Below are 23,876 nucleotides of genomic sequence, written 5' to 3'. Positions count from 1 at the left end.
CCAGCACCCACCCATGGTGCGCCGCCGGTTGCACTGATCTCATCGGCGCATTGCTCACGAACAACCGCCCTCGTCGAAAGTCCTTCCCGGTCTTTCGGCGGGGGCGTTTTTTGTCACGCACGAGCCGGTTCATGGATCCTCAGGCTCTTCTCTGCTTTGCCAATCGCTATTCTATTTGGGGATAACGAGGGATTTCCCTGAAGTTATGAGGCAGATCAGAAATAGATAATTCTTTACATAAAGATATGCTTATATATAGATAAAGGACAAGACGATGAAGCGGATTCGTGTTTACGTGATGGCGGCCCTGTGCGCAGCGGGTGGCCTGGCTTCGGCGCCTGCATTCGCCAACCTGGCTCTGGCCCAGAAGAATGCCTGCATGGCCTGCCACTCGGTCGACAAGAAGCTGGTGGGCCCCGCGTATCTGGAAGTGGCCAAGAAGTACGCCGGCCAGGCCGATGCACAGGCGAATCTGGCCAAGAGCATCAAGGCCGGCGGTTCCGGCAAGTGGGGCCCGGTGCCCATGCCGCCCCAGGCAGCGCTCAGCGACGCCGATGCCAACACGCTGGCTGCGTGGATTCTGGGCGGCGCCAAGTAATCTAGGGAACCTCTAGAGGAGCCACGCGCGGGTTGACCGCGCGCTCCCTTCGCGATGGGCTTGTGAAGACCTGAGGACAACTCAATGCACAACAATCAGATGACAGGTCGGGTGCGAAAGGCGCCGGAAAACTTCGTCCAGGGTGGCGATGTCGGCAAGGTGTTTGCCGAGGCCAAGGCCGGCCGCCGCACCTTCATTCGCAGCGCCTTCGCGGCGGCTGCCGCAGGCGTGACCGCCACGGCAGCGCGTGCGCAGAACGGCCAGAACGTGGGCGAGGGCGACCCCAATATCCTGGAGTTGCCCGCGCACTCCAAGGGCCTGGGCCAGCCGGTCGCGGCCGAAGGCTACGGCAAGCCCTCCAAGTACGAGGCCAATGTGCAGCGTCGCCAGAGCCCGGGCCTCACGCAGACGCGCCAGGCGTCGGTGTCGTTCGCGCCGCTGCAGTCGCTGTTCGGCATTGTCACGCCGAGCGGGCTGCACTTCGAGCGCCATCACCAGGGCTGGTGGGACATCGATCCTTCCAAGCACCGCCTGATGATCAACGGCATGGTGAAGAACCCCAAGGTGTTCACCATGGACGAGATCATGCGGCTGCCGGCGGTCTCGCGTTTTCACTTTATCGAATGCGGCGCGAACACCGGCATGGAGTGGGGCAACGTGGCCGTGCCGACCGTGCAGTACACGCACGGCATGATTTCCTGCAGCGAGTTCACGGGCGTGCCGCTGATCACGCTGCTCGAGATGGCGGGTGCCGACCTGAAGAAGGGCAAGTTCATCCTGGCCGAGGGCGCGGATGGCTCGTCGATGACGCGGACGATCCCCATCGAGCTGATCACCTCCGGCGAGGTGATCGTGGCCTACGGCCAGAACGGCGAGATGCTACGGCCCGAGCAAGGGTATCCGCTGCGCCTCGTGGTGCCGGGCGTGCAGGGTGTGAGCTGGGTGAAGTACCTGCGCCGCATCGAGGTGGGCGACATGCCCTACGCGGCGAAGGACGAGGCGGTGCACTACATCGACCTCATGCCCGACGGCCAGCATCGCCAGTACACCAGCATCCAGGAATGCAAGAGCGTGGTGACCACGCCCTCGGGCGGCCAGATGCTGCTCGACAAGGGGTTCTACAACATCACGGGCCTCGCATGGTCGGGCCGCGGCAAGGTCAAGCGCGTGGACGTCAGCGTGGATGGCGGCCGCAACTGGCGCACCGCGCGCCTCGAAGGACCGGTGATGAGCAAGTGCCTCACGCGCTTCAACATCGACTGGGTATGGGACGGCAAGCCCGCCATCATCCAGAGCCGTGCGATGGACGAGACCGGCTACGTGCAACCCACCTACCAGCAGAACCGCGCCGTGCGTGGCACGCGTTCGATCTATCACAACAATTCGATCCAGTCCTGGGCGCTGCGTGAGGACGGGGAGGTGGTCAATGTCCAGCTCGCGTAAAGCCATGATGAAGACGGTTGCGCTGCTGCTCTCGGGGCTGTGCGTCTCGGGCGCATTCGCGCAGGGCTCCTCCGACGGCAAGTTCACCGGCATCGGCCGCAATGCCACGCCCAAGGAAGTGCAGGCGTGGGACATCGACGTGCGTCCCGATTTCAAGGGCCTGCCCAAGGGATCGGGCTCGGTCGAGAAGGGCCAGGACGTGTGGGAGGCCAAGTGCGCCTCGTGCCACGGCGTGTTCGGCGAGTCCAACGAGGTGTTCTCGCCGCTCATCGGTGGCACCACCAAGGACGACATCAAGACCGGCCACGTTGCACGCCTGAAGGACGCGGCCTTCCCCGGCCGCACCACCTTCATGAAGGTGGCCACCGTGTCCACCGTGTGGGACTACATCAACCGTGCCATGCCGTGGAATGCGCCCAAGTCGCTGTCGCATGACGAGGTGTATGCGGTCACCGCCTACCTGTTGAACCTGGCGGACATCGTGCCGCAGGACTTCACGCTCAGCGATGCGAACATGGCCGAAGTGCAGGCGAAGATGCCGAACCGCAACGGCATGACGTTCGACCATGCGATGTGGCCCGGAACCGAGTTCGGCAAGACAGGCAAGCCCGCCAAGCCAGACACCAAGGCCGTGGCCTGCATGAAGGACTGCGCGCCCGAGCCGCAGGTGCGCTCCAAGCTGCCGGACCATGCAAGCAACAACCACGGCAACCTGGCGGACCAGAACCGTACGGTGGGCGCGCAACACGGCATGCAGACCGAGAGCAAGCCGGCGGCTGCTCCCGCTGCCGCACCGGCAGGCAAGTCGAATGCCGCCGCGGCGCCCACTGCCATTCTCGAGAAGAACGGCTGCGTGGCCTGCCACGGCATGGAGCAGAAGATCGTCGGCCCGGGCTTCAGCGAGATCGCGAAGAAGCATGCGGGACAGACGGACTATCTGGTCGGCAAGATCAAGAACGGCGGTTCCGGTGTATGGGGCAATATCCCGATGCCCCCTCAGCCTTCCTTGAGTGATGATGATGCGAAGGCCATCGCGAACTGGTTGGCCGGTGCTGGCGGAAAATGAGCGATGCGATGGCCTGAGCGATCGGGCCATCTGATGATTGGACGACTCTTTAAACGAATTGCAAGGAGAGAAAAATGATTTCACGTAGACAAGCGGTGAAGAACTCTGCAGCGGTTACCGGCATGCTGCTCGCAGCGGGCCTGTTGCCGCAGACGGTCTTTGCCTACAACAAGGCAGGGTTCGATGCCAAGACCGTGGCCGACGTGATGAAGGCGATGGGCGCAGGCGCACCCACCGAAAGCAAGGACGTGACGCTTACCGCTCCCGACATCGCCGAGAACGGTGCCGTGGTGCCTCTGGGTGCCGCCACCTCCCTCGCCAACGTGAAGCACATGCTGATCCTGGTGGAGAAGAACCCTAACACGATGGTGGCCTCGTTCGAGGTGAGCGATGCCGTGGAGCCGAACTTCCTGACCCGCGCCAAGCTGGGCCAGACGTCGGACGTCTATGCGGTGGCCATCACGGCCGATGGCAAGGCGCTGTACGCCAAGAAGGAAGTCAAGGTCACCCTGGGTGGCTGCGGCGGCTGATCGTTCGCACGACACGAACACGCGATTTATCTGAATAGTCAAGGAGAAGAACATGCCTGATCCGATGCGCATTCGCGCTCAAGCCTCTGGCGACAAAGCCACCGTCCGCGTCCTGATGTCCCACGAAATGGAAACCGGCCAGCGCAAGGACGCCAACGGCCAGGTGATCCCGGCCTGGTTCATCCAGGACGTGACCGCGTCGCTGAACGGCAAGCAGGTCTTCCACGCGGAGTGGGGCCCTGCGGTCTCGAAGAACCCGTTCCTGCAATTCAACGTGAAGGGTGCCAAGGCGGGCGACAAGCTGTCCGTGACCTGGAAGGACAACCGCGGCGAGACCCGCACGGATGAAGCCACGGTCAGCTGATCGATCTGCCGATTCGCTGCAATCCACGAGAGCCTGTTGACGCGCCCCCGCCGCGAACAGGCTTTCCTGCTTTTGCCGCAGTGCGCTTTTCGAGCCGTGCTGCAACCGCGTTTTCCGACAACAACAGAGGAGATCCCATGAGACAAAACACAACAGGCGCCTTGTCGCTGGTTGCCGTCGCCATGTCGCTGGCATGTGCGATCCAGCCGGCCATGGCGCAGAAAAGCACAGCCGACGGCATTGCGGAGTACCGCGAGATGCTGCAGGACGGAAACCCCGCCGAACTCTTCGAGATGAAGGGCGAGGAACTGTGGAAGCAAAAGCGCGGATCGAAGAATGCATCACTCGAACGCTGCGACCTGGGCAAGGGCCCGGGCGTGGTCAAGGGTGCGTTCGTCGAGCTGCCGCGCTACTTTGCCGACACGAACCGGGTGCAGGATCTCGAGTCGCGCCTGCTGACCTGCATGGAGACGCTGCAGGGTCTGGATGCGAAGAAGATCGCGGCCACGCCCTTCGGCAAGGACGAACAGAAGAACATCGAAGGCCTGGTGGCCTGGATCTCCGCGGAATCCAAGGGCATGAAGTTCAACCTGCCGCAGAACCATGCGCAGGAAAAGCAGATGTATGAAGCGGGCAAGCGCATGTTCTACATGCGCGGCGGCCCGCATGACTTCGCCTGCGCGAGCTGCCATGGCGCGGATGACAAGCGCATCCGGCTGCAGGACCTGCCCAATCTCACGAAGAACCCGGGCGCGTCCGCGGGCTTCGGTGCCTGGCCCGCCTACCGCGTGTCCTCGGGCGAGCTCTGGAGCATGCAGCGGCGCCTCAATGACTGCTTCCGCCAGCAGCGGTTCCCCTATCCGGGTTACGCAAGCGACGTGACCATCGCCCTCGGCGTCTTCATGGGCGTGAACGGGCAGGGCGGGGAAGCAACGGCTCCGGCCATCAAGCGTTGAATCGGGAGGCGACAGACATGCAAGCACAGCAACACAATTTCTGGCTGCCCGTGGCGGGCCTGGCCTCCGCGCTCGTCGTTCTCGGCTGCGCGTCGGTGGACAGTTCGGCCGACGCGGACAAGCTCACGCAGCAGATGGTGCAGGCCTCGTTCCGTGACCAGGGCATCGCCAAGGTCGACCGCCTGAAGCAGGATGAGAACAATGCCGCCTGCAGCGCGGCCGATGCCAGCGGCAAGCCGCTCGATGCCAAGGTGTCCGCGAAGCTGGAGGCCGATGCACTCAAGGCCGTGAAGTGGCCCTCGGACGGCAAGTTCGTGGGTGACTGGAAGGTGGGCGAGAAGATCGCCCAGGATGGCCGCGGCATGACTTGGAACGACAAGCCGGGCGCGACCAACGGCGGCAACTGCTACAACTGCCACCAGATCAGCAAGCAGGAGATCTCCTTCGGCACGCTGGGCCCGAGCCTCTACAACTACGGCAAGATCCGCGGCATCACGGATCCGAACAGCGCCGAAGCCAAGGCCATCGTCGAGTACACCTGGGGCAAGATCTGGAACGCCAAGGCCTACAACGCATGCTCCGGCATGCCGCGCTTCGGCCACAACGGCATCCTGACCGAAGGCCAGGTCCGCGACCTGGTGGCGCTGCTGGTGGATCCGCAGTCCCCGGTCAACAAGTAAGCTGCCCACGCCCTCGTCCCTACCGGGAGAGGGCCGGGGCGAGAGGCATCGGCCCTTGTCCGTGCAAGCCTGGCCGATCCGCCTCCGCCCCATCTCACAACAACGATTCGAACCGACAACACCCCATGAGCCTCTCCAAACGTGAATTCATGCAAGTGCTGGCCGCCGCTGGAGTGGCGGGCATGGGCCTGCAGCGCTATGCGCACGCCGACGGCAAGACCGCGGATGGCGCGATGTACGACGTGCCGCGATACGGCAACGTCAGCTTCCTGCACATGACCGACTGCCATGCGCAGCTCAATCCCATCTATTTCCGCGAACCCAATGTGAACCTCGGCATTGGCGCGATGAAGAACCAGCGTCCCCATCTGGTGGGCGAACACCTGCTGAAGTCGGCGGGCATCCGCCCCGGCACGGCGTCGGCGCATGCGTTCAGCTATCTCGATTTCGAAAGCGCCGCCAAGCGGTATGGCAAGGTGGGCGGCTTCGCGCACCTCGCCACGCTGGTCAAGCGCCTGAAGGCCTCGCGCCCCGGCTCGCTGCTGCTGGATGGCGGCGACACCTGGCAGGGCTCGGCCACGTCGCTGTGGACCAATGCCCAGGACATGGTCGATGCCTGCAAGCTGCTCGGCGTGGACGTGATGACCGGCCACTGGGAATTCACCTACGGCATGGAACGCGTGCAGGAAATCATCAAGAAGGACTTTGACGGCAAGGTCGACTTCGTCGCGCAGAACGTCAAGACCACCGACTTCGGCGACCCGGTTTTCAAGCCCTATGTGATCCGCGAGATGAACGGCGTGCAGTGCGCCATCATCGGCCAGGCCTTCCCTTACACGCCGATTGCAAACCCCCGCTACATGGTGGCCGACTGGAGCTTCGGCATCCAGGACGAGAACCTGCAGGCCATGGTGGACGAAGCGCGTGGCAAGGGCGCGAAGGTGGTGGTGGTGCTGTCGCACAACGGCATGGACGTGGACCTGAAGATGGCCTCGCGCGTGCGCGGCATCGACGCGATCCTGGGCGGCCACACGCATGACGGCATGCCCGTGCCGACCATCGTCGAGAACGCGGGTGGCAAGACCATCGTGACCAACGCGGGATCGAACGGCAAGTTCCTGGGCGTGCTGGACTTCGATGTGAAGGACGGCAAGGTCGTCGACTTCAAGTACCGCCTGCTGCCGATCTTCGCGAACATCCTGCCCGCGGATGCCGACATGCAGGCGCTGATCACGAAGGTGCGCGCGCCCTACGAGGCCAAGCTGGCCGAGGTGCTGGCGCGCACCGACGGCACGCTGTATCGCCGCGGCAACTTCAACGGCACGGGCGATCAGCTGCTGCTCGATGCGCTCATGGCCGTGCAGGATTGCCCCATCGCGTTCTCGCCGGGCTTCCGCTGGGGCACCTCGCTGCTGCCCGGCCAGGACATCACGCGCGAATGGCTGATGGACATGACGGCCACCACCTATTCGTACGCCACGGTGACCGAGATGACCGGCGCGACCATCAAGACCGTGCTCGAGGATGTGTGCGATAACCTGTTCAATCCTGATCCGTACTACCAGCAGGGCGGCGACATGGTGCGCGTGGGCGGCCTGCAGTACCGCTGCGACCCGACGGCCAAGGCCGGCAGCCGCATCACGGAGATGCGCCTCAAGGGCGAGCTGCTCGATGCCGATCGGAAGTACAAGGTGGCCGGCTGGGCACCCGTAGCGGAAGAGGCACGATCGGCCGGCAACAAGCAGATCTGGGAAGTCGTGGAACCCTGGTTGAAGGATCAAAAGGTGCTGGCACCACGCAAGCTCAATGAGCCTGCGCTGCTCAATGTCAAACCAAATGACGGCATAGCCTAGTAGGGAATTATGGCTAATGCCATTGCGCGAATGGGGTTGAAACGCTCCAATACGCGCCATGAGTGTTACTGAGTTCGATTCTTTGCTCGCCACCATCCTGGTGGCGGTTTTTTTGCTGGCCGCTGTTCTGGGGGCGGTCATGCGCGAAACCCGCTTCTGCACCATGGGTGCGGTCAGCGATGTCGTCTACGTGGGCGACTGGATGCGCATGCGCCAGTGGGCGCTCGCCATCGGCGTGGCGATGTGCGGATTTTCCGTGCTGGCCTATGTGGGCTGGGTGAATCCGGCCGACATCGTCTATGCCATGCCGCAGGTGATCTGGCTGTCCGCGCTGGTCGGCGGGCTGCTGTTCGGATTCGGCATGGTGCTGGCCTCGGGTTGCGGGGCGCGCAATCTCACGCGGCTGGGCGGCGGCAGCCTCAAGTCGCTGGTCGTCTTGGTGGTGCTGGCGGTGAGTGCGTTCGCCACGCTCAAGGGCATCACCTCCGTGCCGCGCGCACGCTGGTTCGACAGCGTGAACGTGACGCTCTCCGTGCCCGCGCTGCTGCCCGAATGGCTGGCAGGCAAGGGCTGGGGCGCGGTGGCCGACATTCGCCTGTGGCTGGGCTGTGGCCTCGGGCTGGTGCTGGTGCTGCTGGGCCTTTCGGCTCCGCGCCAGCGGCGTGACTGGCATGTGCTGATGGGCGGCGTGCTGGTGGGGGCCTGCGTCGCCGCGGCCTGGGCGCTCAGCGGCCATTTCGGCGAGGTGCAGGAGCATCCCGAAACGCTGGAGCATATGTATGCGGCCACCTACACCGGGCGCATCGAATCGTTCAGTTTCGTCGCGCCCGTGGCGCATGTACTCGACTGGCTGCTGTTCTTCAGCGACAGGAGCAAGGTGCTTACCTGGGGCGCCGTGGCCGTGTTCGGTGTGGTCTTCGGAGCCTTCGTGCAGGCGCTTGTGCGGCGCGAGTTCCGCTGGCAGGGATTTGCAGACACGGCCGATCTGTCGCGTCACCTGGTGGGCGCCACGCTCATGGGGATCGGCGGCGTGATGGCGCTGGGATGCACGGTGGGGCAGGGCATCAGCGCGGTCTCGGCGCTGCAGATCGCGAGCTTCATCGCCATTGCAGCGATCATCGCCGGTGCAGTCATTGCGCTGCGCGCGCAGCAATGGTGGCTGGAGCGCCAGTCGTGAGCCGGGCCACCTTGCCTCCGTCATCCTCGCTTCCGCAGGACGGGCAGAGCATCCGCGAGCTGGCTGCGCGCTCGATGTTCGGCCTGTTCTCCTCGATGAGCCAGGGCATGTTCCTCGTGGACAAGACCGGGCGCATCGTTTGGGTGAACGAGGGCTACAAGAGCTTCCTGCCGCGCCTGGGCGTGGCCTCGGTGGACGACTTCGTCGGCCACATGGTGGAGGAAGTCATCCCCAACACGCAGATGCGCCAGGTGCTGGAGACCGGCAAGCCGGTGTTCCTCGACCTGCTGGCCAACCGGGCCGGCAATTTCGTGGTCAGCCGCATTCCGCTGCTCGACGACGATGGCGCGATCATCGGCGCCATCGGCATGGTGCTGGTGGACCAGCCCGAGACCACGCTGCAGCCGCTGATCCGCAAGTTCTCGCTGCTGCAGCGCGAGCTGGACGACGCGCGGCGCGAGCTGGCGGTGCGCCGGCTTGCGAGCCTGGAGGGCGTACAGGAAGGCGGCCGGCGTGCCAAGTACACGTTTGCGAGTTACGTGGGGGCGAGCCCCGCGGCCACCGAGGTCAAGCGCCAGGCGCGGCGTGCGGCCTATTCGGGCAGCACCGTGCTGCTGCTGGGCGAGACCGGCACGGGTAAGGAACTGCTGGCGCACGCGATCCATGCGACCTCGCAGCGCTCGGGCGGGCCGTTCGTCGGCGTGAACATCGCGGCCATCCCCGACACGCTCCTGGAGGCCGAGCTCTTCGGCGTTGCGCCCGGTGCGTTCACCGGCGCGGACAAGCGCGGGCGCGACGGAAAGTTCCGCCTCGCGCATGGCGGCACACTGTTCCTCGACGAGATCGGCGACATGCCCGCCACGGTGCAGGCCAAGCTGCTGCGTGCGCTGCAGGAGGGCGAGATCGAGCCGCTGGGATCCAACCAGCTCATACCGCTGGACCTGCGCATCGTCGCGGCCACTTCGCGCGACCTGCATGCGATGGTGCGCAGCGGCGCATTCCGCGAAGACCTGTTCTACCGCCTGCATGTGCTGCCCATCCGCGTGCCGCCGCTGCGCGAGCGGCGCAGCGACATTCCCGCGCTGGTCGACGTGCTGGCCGAGGAGATCGCCGCGCGCGGGGCCGGCGGCGTGCCGGAGTTCACGGCCGATGCGCTCGACCTGCTGGCGGGCCAGACCTGGCGCGGCAACATCCGCGAACTGCGCAACGTGATCGAACAGGCCAGCATGCGCTGCGATGGCCTGAGCGTGGATGCGCAGCTTCTCAGCGCCATCCTGCGGGAGGCGGGGGTGGAGCCCTCCGCGCCGGTCTCGACCGCATCGCAGGGCCTGCATGCGGGCCGCGCGCAGGACGACGACCAGCTGTTGCTGCGACCGCTGGCCGAGCAGGTGGCGGAGCTCGAACAGCGCGCGATTGCGGCCTCGCTGAAGGCCAACAAGGGCAACAAGCTGGCCACGGCGCGACAGCTCGGCATCTCGCGTGCAACGCTCTATGAACGTCTGGTAAACCCTGTGTGAAATTCAGGCAATTGGCTGAAAATCAGGCATGAAATTGTCTGTTTTTCAGTCGTTTTGACGCTCATTCCGGAGCGCCTTCGCTGCGGTGCGGCGGCCTATGTGCCGCAACCCGTTGGCTGGCCTGCGTTCCGCGATGTTGGCATGGCTTGTGCGTTGCCTTGGTCCTGTCAACGCCTATAAGAACGGAGTCAACCATCATGCATCGTCGCAGTCTGCTGGCCAGCGTGGCCCTTGTTTCCCTTGCAACCGCACCGGCCTGGAGCCAGGCGCAGGAGGTCCGCATCGCGCACGTCTACAGCAAGACGGGCGCGCTCGAATCCTATGGCAAGCAGACCCAGGCCGGCCTGATGATGGGCTTCGAATATGCCACCGGCGGCAGCATGACCGTGGCAGGCAAGAAGATCGTGGTCATCGAGAAGGACGACCAGGGCAAGCCCGACATGGGCAAGAGCCTGCTCGCCACGGCCTACTCGGACGACAAGGCGGATCTCGCCATCGGCCCGACGGCATCGGGCGTGGCGCTGGCCATGCTGCCCGTGGCCGAGGAATACAAGAAGATCCTGCTGGTCGAGCCCGCCGTGGCCGACTCGATCACCGGCGACAAGTGGAACAAGTACATCTTCCGCACCGGCCGCAACTCCAGCCAGGATGCCATCAGCAACGCCATCGCGATCGACAGGCCCGGTGTGCAGATCGCCGTGCTGGCCCAGGACAACGCCTTCGGCCGCGACGGCGCCAAGGCCTTCAAGGACGCGATCAAGAAGGGCAAGTTCGTGCACGAGGAATTCCTTCCTGCCGCGACCACCGACTTCACCGCCGGCGCGCAGCGCATGATCGACAAGCTCAAGGACCTGCCGGGCAGGAAAGTCATCTGGATTCTCTGGGCGGGCGCAGGCAACCCCTTCAAGATCAACGACATGGATCTGAAGCGCTACGGCATCGAGATCGCCACCGGCGGCAACATCCTGCCCGCGATGGCCGCCTACAAGAACATGCCCGGCATGGAGGGTGCGACGTACTACTACTACGGCATTCCCAAGAATCCCGTGAACGAGGCACTGGTGTCGATGAACTACAAGCAGTTCAAGGCTCCTCCGGACTTCTTCACCGCGGGCGGGTTCTCCGCCGCGATGGCCATCGTGACCGCGCTGAAGAAGACCAATGGCGACACCAAGGCCAACACGCTCATCAAGGCGATGGAGGGGATGAGCTTCGATACGCCCAAGGGCACGATGACGTTCCGCAAGGAAGACCATCAGGCGATGCAGAGCATGTACCACTTCAAGGTGAAGAACGACCCGGCCGTGACCTGGGGCGTGCCCGAGTTGGTTCGGGAGATCAAGCCGGAAGAGATGTCGGTTCCCGTCCGGAATCAGCGCTGATCTTCTGCCTTGCCTGTTGCCTGGGTCGGCCATGGCGCCTGGAGCGCCGGGGCCGGGCCCCGTCCCGCCTCGCCTCGGAATCCACGCGATGCGGACCGCCGAAAACAAGACATGCTGCGAACAGAAAACCTCACCATCCGCTTCGGCGGCCACGTGGCCGTCAACGGCGTCACCTGCAGCTTCCAGCCAGGTACGCTGACCGCCATCGTCGGCCCCAACGGCGCAGGCAAGACCACCTATTTCAACCTGATATCGGGCCAGTTGAAGGCCACCGAGGGACGGGTCTGGCTGGGAGACTCCGAGCTCACAACGCAACCGGCCTCGGCCAGAACCCGGGCGGGCCTGGGCCGCGCGTTCCAGCTCACCAACCTGTTCCCGCATCTCTCGGTTGTGGAGAACGTGCGCCTTGCCGTGCAGGCCATCCACGAGGGCAGGCATCGCCATGGCCTCAATCTCTGGAGCATCTGGAGCGACCACAAGGCCCTGCAGCAACGCGCGGAGGAAATCCTTGCGGGCGTGGCCCTCGACGCCCGAAGAGACGACCCGGTGGCGTCGCTGCCGCACGGCGACCAGCGCAAGCTCGAGGTCGCGCTGCTCATGGCGCTTGCACCCCAGGTCTACATGTTCGACGAGCCCACGGCAGGCATGAGCCATGACGAAGCGCCCGTGATCCTGGACCTGATCCGCAAGCTCAAGCAAGACAAATCCAAGACCATTCTTCTCGTGGAGCACAAGATGGACGTGGTGCGCGAACTGGCCGACCGCATCATCGTGCTGCACAACGGCACGCTGGTGGCCGATGGCGAGCCGGCCGAGGTGATTGCATCACCCGTGGTGCAGCAGGCCTACTTGGGCGTGGCGAACGTGATGCCGGGCAGCGAGGTGAACGCATGACCGCAAGAACCGACCTGCTCCTCGAACTCAGGGGCGTTCACACGCACATTGGCGCGTACCACATCCTGCATGGCGTCGATCTTGCCGTGCCGCGCGGCGAGGTCACGATGCTGCTCGGGCGCAATGGCGCGGGCAAGACCACCACGCTGCGCACCATCATGGGCCTGTGGCGTGCATCGCAGGGATCGGTGCACTACGCGGGCCGAGACATCACGCAGCTGGCGACGCCCGCGATCGCGACGCTGAACATTGCCTATGTGCCGGAGAACATGGGCATCTTCGCCGACCTCACGGTGAAGGAGAACCTGCTGCTCGCCGCGCGCGGCGCAAGCCACGCAGGCCAGATGGACAGCACCCGGCTGGACTGGATCTTCGCGCTTTTCCCTGCCGTGAAGAAATTCTGGAACCACCCCGCGGGCAAGCTCTCGGGCGGGCAGAAGCAGATGGTCGCGGTGGCGCGCGCCATCGTGGAGCCGCGCGACCTGCTCATCGTGGATGAGCCCAGCAAGGGTCTTGCTCCCGCAATGATCAACAACATGATCGATGCGTTCTCGGCGCTCAAGGCCGCGGGCTGCACCATCATCCTCGTGGAACAGAACACGCAGTTCGCCAAGCGCCTGGGCGACGAGGTCGCCATCATGGACAACGGCCGCATCGTGCATGCGGGGCGCATGGCGGCGCTGGCGCAGGACGAGGCACTCATGCAATCACTACTGGGGCTGAGCATATGAGCGCCAACGACCCGATCCACCCCAACGACGACATGCCGCTTGCGCGGCGCGACCTGGACTGGAAGCCGCTGGCGCTCGTGCCGCTGCTCGCACTGGCGGTGCTGCCCTTCATCGGCTCGCCAAGCACCTGGCTCACGCTCACGGTGGCAGGGCTGGCCATGGGCATGATCATCTTCATCATCGCATCGGGCCTCACGCTGGTGTTCGGCCTGATGGACGTCCTGAACTTCGGCCACGGCGTTTTCATCGCGCTTGGGGCATTCGTTGCCACGAGCGTGTTCGCGCTGATGGGGGACTACACGCAGTCGGGCGAGCTCTGGCGCAACCTGATGGCCGTGTTTCCGGCAATGCTGGTGGCCATGCTCGTGGCCGGGGCACTGGGGCTTGCGTTCGAGCGCTTCATCGTGCGCCCCGTGTACGGCCAGCATCTCAAGCAGATCCTGATCACCATGGGCGGCATGATCATCGGGGAAGAACTGATCAAGGTGATCTGGGGGCCCGAACAGGTGCCGTTGCCGCTGCCGGAGGCCGTGAAGGGCGCGTGGCTGCTGGGCGATGCGGCGGTGGAGAAATACCGCGTGTTCGCCGTGGCGGTCGGCACCCTGGTGTTCGCATTGCTGGCCTTTACGCTCTCGCGCACCAAGATCGGCCTGCTGATCCGCGCGGGCGTGCAGGACCGGGAAATGGTCGAGTCGCTCGGCTACCGCATTCGACGCCTGTTCATCGGCGTGTTCGTCGCGGGTTCGGCACTTGCCGGGCTGGGCGGGGTGATGTGGGGCCTGTACCAGCAGAACGTGGTGCCGCAGATGGGCGCGCAGGTGAATGTGCTGATCTTCATCGTCATCATCATCGGCGGCCTGGGCAGCACCGGAGGTGCGCTGATCGGGGCGCTGCTCGTGGGTTTGATGGCGAACTACACCGGGTTTCTCGCCCCCAAGGTCGCCCTGTTTTCCAACATCGCCCTGATGGTGGCCATCCTGCTGTGGCGGCCGCAGGGCGTCTATCCGGTGACGAGCCGTTGAGCAAGGGAGTGCAGACACCATGTGGTTCATGAACCGACTGCTCTCCGCAGACTTCCCGCGCAGCCGCATCCTCGCGGTGCTGCTGCTGGCCGTGCTGGTGGGACTGGCCGTGGCGCCGTTCGCGTTTCCGGGCGTGAAGGCGCTCAACGTGGCGGCCAAGATCCTGGTCTTCATCGTCCTGGTGGCGAGCTTCGACCTGCTGCTCGGCTACACCGGCATCGTCAGCTTCGCCCAGACCATGTTCTTCGGCATCGGTGCATACGGCATCGCGATAGCGACCACGCGGCTGGGCGCGACCTGGACCGCGCTGTTCACCGGCGTGGGGGCTGCGCTGCTGGTGTCGTTGGTGCTGGCGCTGGCGATCGGCCTGTTCTCGCTGCGCGTGCGCGCCATCTTCTTCGCGATGATCACGCTGGCCGTCGCGGCTGCGTTCCAGACGCTGGCGTCGCAGCTCTCGGACTGGACGGGCGGCGAGGACGGGCTCACCTTCAAGCTGCCGCAGTGGCTGTCGCCCAGCTTCGAGCCTTTCGAGAACGACGTGCTCGGCGTCACCATCGACGGCCGTATCCTCACGTACTACCTGCTGTTCGTGCTGGCCGTGGTCCTGCTGCTGGCGCTGCTGCGCATCGTGAATTCGCCGTTCGGCCGCGTCCTGCAGGCCATTCGCGAGAACGAGTTCCGCGCCGAGGCCATCGGCTACCGCGTGGTGGTGTACCGCACGCTCTCGAGCGTCCTGTCCGCGCTGTTCGCCACGCTGGCCGGCGCCATGCTGGCCCTCTGGCTGCGCTACAACGGTCCGGACACATCGCTCTCGTTCGAGATCATGATGGACTGCCTGCTGATCGTCGTGATAGGCGGCATGGGCACGATGTACGGGGCGGTGATCGGCTCGGTGCTGTTCGTCATTGCCCAGAGCTACCTGCAGGATCTGCTGCGCATTGCGCATGACGCGACCAGCGGCCTTCCCTGGCTGTCCGCCTTGTTGTCGCCCGACCGCTGGCTGCTGTGGCTGGGCGTGCTTTTCGTGCTTTCCGTGTACTACTTCCCCACCGGCGTAGTGGGGCGCCTGAGATCCGCGCGTGCCCGGTCCTGAGCGGGGCTCGTGCGGGCACGCGTGAAGATTGTTCTGTGACAGTGCTTATTCATCCAACCCAACCCGAGGAGACAACAGCATGACAACTGCCTGGAAGAGAAAGAGTGGACGGTGGAGCTTCACTGCGCTGGCCTGCGCCACGCTGGCGGCCTGCGGAGGCGGCTCGTCCCATGTGAGCAACGACCTGCCCGGAGGCATCACCGAGCTGAGCACCACGGCCTATCCCGCCACTGCGGCCGGCACCGGAAGCACGGCCGCCGCGCAGGACCTGCTCACCGGTGGCATCGGCAAGACCGGCCTGGGCGCGGCTGCCGCCCCCGCCTATGCCGATCCGGCCAACCCGACGGCTGCCGAACTGCGCCGCAACGCACTGTATTCCAACTACCGCGGCATTCTCGATCCGACGGTAGGCGGTGGCTACGGCACCCTCTACGGGCCGAACGTGAAGCCCGATGGAACGGTCACGCAGGGCGAAGGCCTGATTCCGGGCCGCGAATACCTTGCCGTGCTGGATGATGGCTCGGGCCGCAAGCAGACCGCGATTGCGGTGCAGGTGCCCGACAGCTTCGACAGTGCCAATCCCTGCGTCGTGCTGGGCCCGTCCTCGGGATCGCGCGGCCTGTATGGAGCCATCGGCACGGCGGGCGAGTGGGGGCTGAAGAAGGGCTGCGCGGTGGTCCTGACCGATGCGGGCAAGGGCGTCGGCCTGCACAATCTCTCGGACGATACCGTCAATCGGATCGACGGCACGCGCGCCACGCGCACCGCTGCGGGCAAGCTTGCGCACTATGCCGCGAACCTGACGGATGCGGCGCGCTCGGCATACAACGCGGCATTCCCGAACCGCATCTCGATCAAGCACGCGCACTCACAGCAGAACCCCGAGAAGGACTGGGGCAACGACACGCTGGCCGCCGCGCGCTATGCGATGTACGTGATCAACAAGCAGTTCGGCAAGGCGGACAATCCGGTGCCGTTCAACAAGGGCAACACGCTGGTGATCGGCGGGTCGGCATCGAATGGCGGCGCGGCCGTGCTGCGGGCGGCGGAGCTCGATGGCGACGGCCTGATTGACGGCGTGGTCGCATCCGAACCCGTGACCGAAATGCCGAACTCGACGGCCTACGGCATCCAGTTCGGCGGCGCGGCGGTGAGCGGCTACGGCAGGACCCTGGCCGACTACACCACCTACGGCAATATCTACCAGCCATGCGCTGCGCTGGCGGCTGACGCGGCGATCAACGAAACGTCGATCTACAACTACATCGGCCTGACCGCGATGACGGCCCGCGCCACCGCACGCTGCGACGGCCTGGCCGCCAAGGGACTGGTGCAGGGCCAGACCACCGCGCAGCGTGCGGCCGATGCGCTCGCCAAGCTGCGTGCCTATGGATGGACCAGGGACAACGACCAGATGCACAACGCGCACTATGCGCTGGGCAACGGGCCGATCCTCTCGGCCATGTACACCATGGCCTACGGCCGCTTCGCCGCGGACGCGAACCTCTGCAACAGCAGCTTCGGCGCGGCCAACGCAACGGGTGACGTGGTGCCTGCCGCATCGGCGGCGCTCGCGCAGAGCTTTGCGATCGCCAACGGCACCGCCAACGGCACGCCGGCCACGGTGATCTACAACGACTCGGTCGGCGGGGCGAAGTCCTGGGCGTTGGCTGTTTCGCCATCGACCGGCGTGGCCGACCTGGGCCTTGACAACGCGCTGTGCCAGCATGCGCTGGTCAGCGGCAAGGACCCTGTGACCGGCGCCGCGCTCACGGCGGAGAGCAAGCCGTCGAAGGGGCAGAGCGACGCCGTGCGCGCGGGCATTGCAGAAGTGCTGGCGAGTGGCAATCTGCGTGGCAAGCCGGCGATCATCGTGGCGGGGCGCAGCGATGCACTCGTGCCGGTGAACAACAACGCTCGCGCCTACACCGCGCTCAACCAGACCATCGAGGGCGCGAAGTCCAACCTGCGCTACATCGAGGTGACGAATGCCCAGCACTTCGACGCGTTCCTGCTGTTCGCCGGCTTCGACACGCGCTTCGTGCCGCTGCATCCCTATTTCAACCAGGCCATGGATGTGATGTGGGATCACCTGAAGAGCGGCAAGGCGCTGCCGGGCAGCCAGGTCGTGCACACCACGCCGCGTGGCGGCACGCCGGGCGCGGCCACGGCGATCACCGCGGCCAACGTGCCCGCGTTTGCAATGACGGCGGCAACGGCGAACCAGATCGGGTTTGCCGGAACGTCGATCAAGGTGCCTGAGTAACCGGCGCACGCCGGTCGGTGCATCGGGTGCGGTGCTCCTCGTTGCCCAGGGGATCCCCGGGGCGCCCGGAGCACCGCTTAGGAAGAAGGATGGATGGAACTATGGTGGCTTGCCTCTCTCGATACGTGCACTGTGCCGGTTATGAGGTTCACTTCATGGACTGGGGCAAGCCGGATGCGCCCGTCGTCATCGCGTGGCATGGCCTGGCGCGCACGGGCCGCGACATGGATGCGCTGGCGCAATTCCTGGTGGGCCTGGGCTACCGGGTCATCTGCCCCGACACCATTGGCCGCGGGTTCAGCCAGTGGAGCCGGGACCCGCGCGAGGAATACCGGCTGCGCTTCTATGCACGCGTGGCACGCGAGCTCATGGATGCGCTGGGTATCGAGCGGGCGCACTGGGTGGGCACGTCCATGGGCGGGGCGATCGGCACGGTCTGCGCCTCGGGCCTGTTCGAGCCCAGCTTGCGCGGGCGCATCGTCTCCCTGGTGCTCAATGACAATGCACCGCAGCTTGCAAGCGCCGCGCTGGATCGCATCAGGCAGTATGCGGGCACCCCGCCGGCCTTTGCCACCATGGCGGAGCTGGAGGCCTTCTTCCGCACGGCCTACGAGCCGTTCGGCTGGCTGTCGGACGCGGAATGGCGCAAGCTGACCGAAACCAGCACGCGCCGCCTGGCCGACGGGCGCGTGACGCCGCACTACGATCCCGCGATCACGCAGCAATTCACGGAGCACGAGAACGACTACCTGATCTGGCAGCACTACGACGCACTGGACATCCCGGTGCTGCTGATGCGCGGCGTGGACTCCGACCTGGTGCTGCGCGAGGTGGCGGAGCAGATGCGCACGCGCGGCCCCGGCGCCACCGGCCTGCTCGAATGGATCGAGGTGCCCGATTGCGGCCATGCGCCGGCACTCAACGTGCAGCCGCATTTTGATGCGGTTGTGCGCAACCTGCAACGCGCGGGGGCCGTTTGATCAACCTTGATTCGACAAGGTCACTGGTGCGCGGATAGCATGGCGGCTTCACTTCTTGAAGCCCACTTCAACCTATCCAATCCCCTGGGAGCGCCATGGCCTGGCTGGTCGACCTCATCCGTGAATTCGGTTTTGGAATCGTGTTCCTCAATGTGCTGATCGAGCAGTTGGGTGCCCCGATTCCTGCCTATCCGGTGCTGGTCGTGACGGGAGCGCTGGAAGGGGCCGATGCCGGGCGGCTGGTCATGCTGGTGGGTATCGCCGTGCTGGCCGCGCTGATCGCCGATGTGGTCTGGTATCGCGCCGGTCAGGCCTACGGAGGTGCCGTGCTGGGACGCATCTGCCGCATCTCGCTCTCGCCCGATGCCTGCATCCGCCAGACCGAATCGGTCTACGGACGCTGGGGTCCCAAGTCGCTCCTGATCGCCAAGTTCGTCCCGGGCTTCGCCTCCATCGCCAGCGCGCTTGCGGGAACCGTGGGCACGCCGCTCGCCACCTTCATCTTCTTCGATACGCTGGGTGCGCTGATCTGGGTGGGGTCGGCCGTGTTCCTGGGGTCGCTGTTCAGCAGCACGGTGCAGGATCTGCTGGATGTGCTCACGGCGCTTGGCCAATGGGGCATCCTGCTGCTGGCGGTGGCCTTCGTCGTGTTCCTTGCGCGCAAGTGGTGGCAGCGCACGCGCACCCTGCGTTCGCTCAAGATGCCCCGTATCTCCGTGCAGGAGCTCGCGGGACTGAATGCGCAGGGCGTGTATCCCACGGTGATCGACGTGCGGGACCTCTCGCAATACCAGCGCGGACGCATTCCGCGCGCGCAGTCATGGCGCACGCTCTCCAAGCAGTCCGATCTGCCGCACGAGCCGCTGATGCCCCAGCAGCAGCACCCGCATGGCATGGTGGTGTATTGCGACTGCCCTCACGAGATCTCCGCGGCACGCGTCGCCAAGCAACTGCAGCGCGCGGGCTTCACCAATGTGCGGCCGCTGGTGGGGGGGCTGCACGCATGGCAGGCCGCCGGGTTTGAGGTGGAGGGCAAGGACCTACCGGAGCAGGGGACCGAGGCCGTCGAGTCGCACGGGCCTCTGATTTCCTGAGGCAGTCTGGTTGCGGGGTCTGCGATGGGGGGCTACTTCTGCTCTCTTTCTTTGTTTGAGGACAGAGGCCGGGACAGCCCCGCCGGGGGCTCCCGGCCTCTGTCCTAAAAAAGACCTAGGCAAAGAAAAACCGCCCCGAGTGGCCCATGCCATTCAAGATAAGCCCAAACGTTCCCTACAAAGAAAATGCCAGTCAGCGCTTAACTGACTGGCATTGACCGCAAGGGTGTGTCGTCCGTCTGCCAGGCCCCAGAGAGCCTGGCGGATCAGGCTCGCTCTTACTCGACCACGCGCGTGATCTTGGAGCCGTTCAGCGAGACGCCGGCTTCCAGGCCCACGTTGGTCAGCACATAGCTCACCACCGGCTCCTGCGCGGTCGTGGTGTCGATCGAGGAGTTCGCGCCCACGCGGCCGACGGTCACCTGTGCATCGGCACCGGCGGTCCAGCCGTTGCTGGCCTTGAACTTGGCAAGGGCTTCCGCGGTGTTGAACACATAGATCACGGCCTTGGACTGGCCGCCGATCTGCCAGCCGATGGAGGCACCCGTCGTGCTGTAGAAGGCCGTGTTGGTTCCATGTTCACGCAGCACGCCGCGGCCATGCTCCACGCCCACCACGAAGCTGCCGCCCACCACGGACGGGAAGATCAGCACGCCCTTGGCCTTGGCGATCATTTCCTTGGATCCCGGGGCGGTGGTGTAGAGGCGTTCCAGCGCTGCATTGGCGCGGGTGTTGATCGTGGTGCTGTCCATGCGCGGGGCAGCGGCGGTGTCGGTCTTGGTGGTGGTGCAGGCCACCATCGACATGCTGCCCACGGCAACTGCAGCAGCCATCACAACGGTACGCAGGGAAATAGTACGCATAACAGTCCTTCCTTATCTGTTTGAGGGGATGCGCCCACCGGTAGCGTGGGGGTGCATGTCCTTATCGAAGAGCGCGACCTGCAAGCGGCCCTGTGTGCCGGTTGCAGGTCCACTGCCTGATTCAGGATGACTGATGCTATTGCGTTGTTTCAAATTTGTACTGATGTGCACACCACTATGCGACTTTCGCCTACAAAATGCGCCGCGGCTCAGTTGCTTTGGCATCCACTGGTGTCCTCCAGAGCGTGTTTACGGGCTCAGGGCCTCACTTGGCTCCGGGCATGGAGCAATGGCCGCCATGGATTTCCTGGCCCGATCCGGCGGCGATCAGCGGCGCCTCGAAGCGCAGGTCCACGGGCGGGGAGGCCCAGTAGTCCCACGCGAGGAAAGCCACCAGCACCAGCCAGAAGCCGGTGCGCAGAGTTGTGTAGGGTGTTCGCGCCATGATGTCGATGTGCAAGCGTGTTCGTTTCTTTGCTGCCGGGTGCCTGGGCATCACATGCCGAAGTGGCGGCGGATGCGCAGTCCGAAGATCGTGCCGATGAAGGCGAGCGGAACCCAGATCCAGCCATGGATGCTGCCCGTGGAAATGCCCGAGAACATCGCCCCCACATTGCAGCCGAAGGCCAGGCGCGAACTGTAGCCGAGAACCAGCCCCGCCACGAGCGCGACGATCCATTGCGTGCCGGTGAGGGCCTTGGCCGATGCCGGCTTGCCGGCAGAGATCCACAGCGCGCCGCCCAGGATGCCGATGTTGGTGATGCTCGTGACATCCAGCAGCACGGTCTCGTGCAGTCGCGCGGCATTGCCGGGCTGGCTCCAGAACCAGTTCTGCGAAAGGTCCATGGCTCCGGTCGCACCGGCCATCTTCGCTGCCCAGAGCCCGAAGCCGTAGACCACGCCCCAGGGCTGGCCCGCGACGACGAGATTGAGCGTGGCAAGCAGCGCCAGCAACACGGCGCCCAGCATCCACTTGCGCAGGAACAGCGGCTTCTGGCGATGCCCCGCCCGGGCGTTCGCACTGCGCGTGTAGAGCACCACACCGGCAGCCACCAATGCCAGCGCGCCGAGCGTGGCGGCCAGCGCCTTCTGCCAGCCCCATGTGGTCACAAGGCCCACGGGCTGCATCGCGCCGAGGTCGAGCCACCAGCCCAGGTGCAGGCTTCCGAGAAAACTGCCGATCGCGAACATCGGCAGCACGGCCGTGTTCATCGGGATGCCCATGCCCGCCTTGTACAGCGTGCCGCTGCCGCAGCCGTCGGCAATCTGCATGCACAGGCCGAACACGAAGGCCCCGACCAGCAGGCTCACGCTGGGCGGGCCCAGCGCTGCGGTCAGCTCCGGATAGTGCCCCAGCAGCGGCATCGCCATCGCGGCCGCGAGCGCGAGCAGCAGCAATTGGCCCAACACGCCGCTGGCCTCTTTTTGCTCGATGAGGATGCGCCAGCCGGTGGTGAAGCCAAAGCGCTGGCCGGCCAGCACCGCCCCGAGCCCCAGCCCGATGGCGAACAGGGCCGCCTGGCGCACGGAAACGGTCCAGAGCAGCCAGCCAAGGAACACGGCCAGCAGGACCGCGAGCGGAAGTCGTTTCATAGTCTTGTTATTCGGGGCAAGGGGCGTTTACTTGAATTTCCGGTTCCACCACTGGCGCGCGTCATAGGCGAGTGATTCGGCCCGGCTGGGCTGGTTGTCCATTGGCGGTGGCTCCTTGGACTGCGTCCAGTCCACCGCCGAGCCCGCATACATGCGGACGTCCTTCCGGCCCAGTATTTCCGAGAACGCAAACCAGTCCGTCGCCGACCAGTAGCCGGTATTGCAGAACGTGATGAGGGGCTTGCCCTGCGGGTTCTGGGTGCTCTGGAACTGCGTCGCGACCTGGCGGGTCTTCTCGACGTCGGCGAAGCGGGCGGTGCCGGGCACGAACCATTGGTTGAAGTCGAGCTGCTTCGCGCCCGGCAGGGTGCCTGCGACCAGGGCCATCGGCGCACGGAACTTGCCCAGGTAGAACACGTCGGGCCGCGCGTCCACGAGCAGGGCGCTGTTCTTGCGGAGGCTCTCCTTGACTTCGTCGCGCGTGGCCAGCCACTCGGGGTTGAAGCGTGGCGCGAACTGGCTGGGTGCCACGGGCGTGCCCGGGCCCATGTCGGTCATCTCGCCCTCGCTGTCCCAGTCCATCATGCCGCCGTTGAGGATGGACAGTTCCGTGAGCCCGAGGCTCTTGAGCGTCCAGTAGACGCGCGCCGTCGCTCCGAAGTCGCCCGCGTCCACGCCACTGGAAACCACCACCGCATGGGTCCTGGGCGTCAACCCGGCGGACTGCACGAGCCGCGTCAGCGCCGCGAGTTCGGGCACGATGCCGATGTTGCCCGCAGGCCCGAGCCACTGGCCGTAGGGTGCATTCACGGCACCTTCGATGTGGCCCATCTCGAAGCTCTGAGGATCGCGGATGTCGATCACGCGCAGGTCCGGATTGCGCAGCATGGGCTGCAGCTGCGCGGGCGTCAGCAGCGGCTGCGCGGCCCACGTGGCATGGGCCGCTGCCAGGGCGGCCGTGAAGACGAGAATGGCTTTCATGGGTGGAGCGTGGGCGTGCAGGGGCGCGGTGCGGGGTTTCTGAGCGGCAGTTCAGGGCGTGGGCGTCGCCGGAATCAGCAACCCGCGCTGCACCGCGGGGCGCGCCACGAAACGCGCGAGCGCCTTCGCCAGATGCTTGAAGTCACCGAAGCCGACGAGGTCACCCGCTTCATAGAAACCGTTCAGGTTGCGCACCCAGGGCAGGATGGAGATGTCGGCGATGGTGTAGTCGTCGCCGGCCACCCACTGGTGGCGAGCATATTGCGCGTCGAGCACGCCGAGCAGGCGGCGCGACTCCGCCACGTAGCGATCGCGCGGACGCTTGTCCTCGTATTCCTTGCCGGCGAACTTGTGGAAGAAGCCCAACTGGCCGAACATCGGCCCCACGCCGCCCATCTGGAACATCAGCCATTGCAGCGTGTGGAACTTGCCAGCCTCGTCCTGCGGCAGCAACTGGCCGGTCTTGCCCGCCAGGTACACCAGGATGGCTCCCGATTCGAACAGTGCGAGCGGTTGGCCGTCCGGACCGTTCGGGTCGAGGATGGCCGGGATCTTGTTGTTCGGGTTCAGCGACAGGAACTCGGGCGACATCTGGTCCTGCGTGTCGAATGCCACGCGGTGCGCCTCGTAGGGCAGGTCGGTCTCCTCCAGCATGATCGACACCTTCACGCCATTGGGCGTGGGCAGCGAATACAGCTGCAGCAGCCCGGGATGCCGGGCGGGCCATTTGCGCGTGATCTGGAAAGCGTCGAGGGCGGATGAGGTCATGGTGTGGATGGGTCTGGGAGTCTGG

At 65.3% G+C, this 23,876-nt stretch carries 23 protein-coding genes; 18 read left to right on the top strand and 5 right to left on the bottom strand.

The genetic code is table 11. From position 1 onward, the window contains the following. Positions 1–274: 274 nt before the first annotated feature. The 18 genes from H9K76_RS15035 (at position 275) to H9K76_RS14950 (ending at position 19,646) form a co-directional block, all read left to right on the top strand. Positions 275–598, top strand: coding sequence for a c-type cytochrome (locus H9K76_RS15035; RefSeq protein WP_187596178.1), 324 nt, complete (start codon positions 275–277; stop codon positions 596–598). Between the two features lie 84 nt (positions 599–682). Next, positions 683–2,041 (top strand): sulfite dehydrogenase, encoded by a 1,359-nt coding sequence (gene soxC, locus H9K76_RS15030; RefSeq protein ID WP_187596177.1) that lies wholly within the window; start codon positions 683–685, stop codon positions 2,039–2,041. Continuing rightward, a complete protein-coding gene (locus H9K76_RS15025) occupies positions 2,025–3,107 on the top strand; it encodes a c-type cytochrome (protein ID WP_187596176.1) in 1,083 nt (360 codons plus the stop codon). Before soxC ends, H9K76_RS15025 begins: the two co-directional genes overlap by 17 nt. Before the next feature lie 74 nt (positions 3,108–3,181). After that, positions 3,182–3,637, top strand: coding sequence for a thiosulfate oxidation carrier protein SoxY (gene soxY / locus H9K76_RS15020; protein WP_187596175.1), 456 nt, complete (start codon positions 3,182–3,184; stop codon positions 3,635–3,637). A gap of 52 nt (positions 3,638–3,689) precedes the next feature. Next, a complete protein-coding gene (gene soxZ / locus H9K76_RS15015) occupies positions 3,690–4,001 on the top strand; it encodes a thiosulfate oxidation carrier complex protein SoxZ (RefSeq protein WP_187596174.1) in 312 nt (103 codons plus the stop codon). 182 nt (positions 4,002–4,183) lie between these two features. Beyond that, a complete protein-coding gene (gene soxA, locus H9K76_RS15010; RefSeq protein WP_425489707.1) occupies positions 4,184–4,957 on the top strand; it encodes a sulfur oxidation c-type cytochrome SoxA in 774 nt (257 codons plus the stop codon). Positions 4,958–4,974: 17 nt separating this feature from the next. After that, a complete protein-coding gene (gene soxX, locus H9K76_RS15005; RefSeq protein ID WP_187596172.1) occupies positions 4,975–5,637 on the top strand; it encodes a sulfur oxidation c-type cytochrome SoxX in 663 nt (220 codons plus the stop codon). Between the two features lie 125 nt (positions 5,638–5,762). Continuing rightward, positions 5,763–7,490, top strand: a complete 1,728-nt coding sequence (soxB, locus tag H9K76_RS15000; protein WP_187596171.1) for a thiosulfohydrolase SoxB — start codon at positions 5,763–5,765, stop codon at positions 7,488–7,490. Between the two features lie 58 nt (positions 7,491–7,548). Beyond that, a complete protein-coding gene (locus H9K76_RS14995; protein ID WP_187596170.1) occupies positions 7,549–8,667 on the top strand; it encodes a YeeE/YedE family protein in 1,119 nt (372 codons plus the stop codon). Beyond that, positions 8,643–10,184: a sigma-54 interaction domain-containing protein gene (locus H9K76_RS14990; protein WP_187596169.1), complete on the top strand. Its 1,542-nt coding sequence runs from the start codon at positions 8,643–8,645 to the stop codon at positions 10,182–10,184. Before H9K76_RS14995 ends, H9K76_RS14990 begins: the two co-directional genes overlap by 25 nt. A gap of 197 nt (positions 10,185–10,381) precedes the next feature. Further along, a complete protein-coding gene (locus H9K76_RS14985; protein ID WP_187596168.1) occupies positions 10,382–11,566 on the top strand; it encodes a substrate-binding domain-containing protein in 1,185 nt (394 codons plus the stop codon). A gap of 111 nt (positions 11,567–11,677) precedes the next feature. Beyond that, positions 11,678–12,460 carry an ABC transporter ATP-binding protein gene (locus H9K76_RS14980; protein WP_187596167.1) on the top strand — a complete coding sequence of 261 codons (783 nt, stop codon included), beginning with the start codon at positions 11,678–11,680 and terminating at the stop codon, positions 12,458–12,460. Then, positions 12,457–13,191: an ABC transporter ATP-binding protein gene (locus H9K76_RS14975; protein WP_187596166.1), complete on the top strand. Its 735-nt coding sequence runs from the start codon at positions 12,457–12,459 to the stop codon at positions 13,189–13,191. The genes H9K76_RS14980 and H9K76_RS14975 overlap by 4 nt, the downstream gene beginning before the upstream one ends. Further along, complete coding sequence (locus H9K76_RS14970; RefSeq protein WP_425489595.1) at positions 13,188–14,213, top strand: branched-chain amino acid ABC transporter permease; 1,026 nt, start codon at positions 13,188–13,190, stop codon at positions 14,211–14,213. The genes H9K76_RS14975 and H9K76_RS14970 overlap by 4 nt, the downstream gene beginning before the upstream one ends. A 28-nt stretch (positions 14,214–14,241) precedes the next feature. Beyond that, a complete protein-coding gene (locus tag H9K76_RS14965; protein WP_187596165.1) occupies positions 14,242–15,306 on the top strand; it encodes a branched-chain amino acid ABC transporter permease in 1,065 nt (354 codons plus the stop codon). A 79-nt stretch (positions 15,307–15,385) separates the two neighbouring features. Next, positions 15,386–17,572 carry a 3-hydroxybutyrate oligomer hydrolase family protein gene (locus H9K76_RS14960; RefSeq protein WP_187596164.1) on the top strand — a complete coding sequence of 729 codons (2,187 nt, stop codon included), beginning with the start codon at positions 15,386–15,388 and terminating at the stop codon, positions 17,570–17,572. Positions 17,573–17,661: 89 nt separating this feature from the next. Next, the gene (locus H9K76_RS14955) at positions 17,662–18,552 is read left to right on the top strand and encodes an alpha/beta fold hydrolase (protein WP_187596163.1); all 891 of its coding nucleotides are present in this window, start codon (positions 17,662–17,664) and stop codon (positions 18,550–18,552) included. 95 nt (positions 18,553–18,647) lie between these two features. Beyond that, on the top strand, positions 18,648–19,646 hold the full coding sequence (locus H9K76_RS14950; protein ID WP_187596162.1) for a rhodanese-like domain-containing protein: 999 nt from the start codon (positions 18,648–18,650) through the stop codon (positions 19,644–19,646). A 278-nt stretch (positions 19,647–19,924) separates the two neighbouring features. On the opposite strand, the gene H9K76_RS14945 is transcribed toward H9K76_RS14950, so the two are convergent. From H9K76_RS14945 to H9K76_RS14925, 5 genes are all read right to left on the bottom strand, one after another. Continuing rightward, positions 19,925–20,509, bottom strand: coding sequence for a BPSL1445 family SYLF domain-containing lipoprotein (locus H9K76_RS14945; protein WP_187596161.1), 585 nt, complete (start codon positions 20,507–20,509; stop codon positions 19,925–19,927). 265 nt (positions 20,510–20,774) lie between these two features. Beyond that, positions 20,775–20,954 carry a hypothetical protein gene (locus H9K76_RS14940; RefSeq protein WP_187600661.1) on the bottom strand — a complete coding sequence of 60 codons (180 nt, stop codon included), beginning with the start codon at positions 20,952–20,954 and terminating at the stop codon, positions 20,775–20,777. Positions 20,955–21,004: 50 nt separating this feature from the next. Further along, positions 21,005–22,102, bottom strand: a complete 1,098-nt coding sequence (locus H9K76_RS14935) for a YeeE/YedE thiosulfate transporter family protein (RefSeq protein ID WP_187596160.1) — start codon at positions 22,100–22,102, stop codon at positions 21,005–21,007. A gap of 27 nt (positions 22,103–22,129) precedes the next feature. After that, positions 22,130–23,083: a sulfurtransferase gene (locus tag H9K76_RS14930; protein WP_187596159.1), complete on the bottom strand. Its 954-nt coding sequence runs from the start codon at positions 23,081–23,083 to the stop codon at positions 22,130–22,132. A 51-nt stretch (positions 23,084–23,134) separates the two neighbouring features. Next, positions 23,135–23,851 carry a glutathione S-transferase N-terminal domain-containing protein gene (locus H9K76_RS14925; RefSeq protein WP_187596158.1) on the bottom strand — a complete coding sequence of 239 codons (717 nt, stop codon included), beginning with the start codon at positions 23,849–23,851 and terminating at the stop codon, positions 23,135–23,137. Positions 23,852–23,876: the final 25 nt, after the last annotated feature.

This window comes from Diaphorobacter ruginosibacter, from assembly GCF_014395975.1.
Classification (GTDB): Bacteria; Pseudomonadota; Gammaproteobacteria; order Burkholderiales; family Burkholderiaceae_C; genus Diaphorobacter_A; species Diaphorobacter_A ruginosibacter.
Note: the sequence above shows the minus strand (reverse complement) of the source record. Positions and strands in the feature narration are given on the sequence as shown.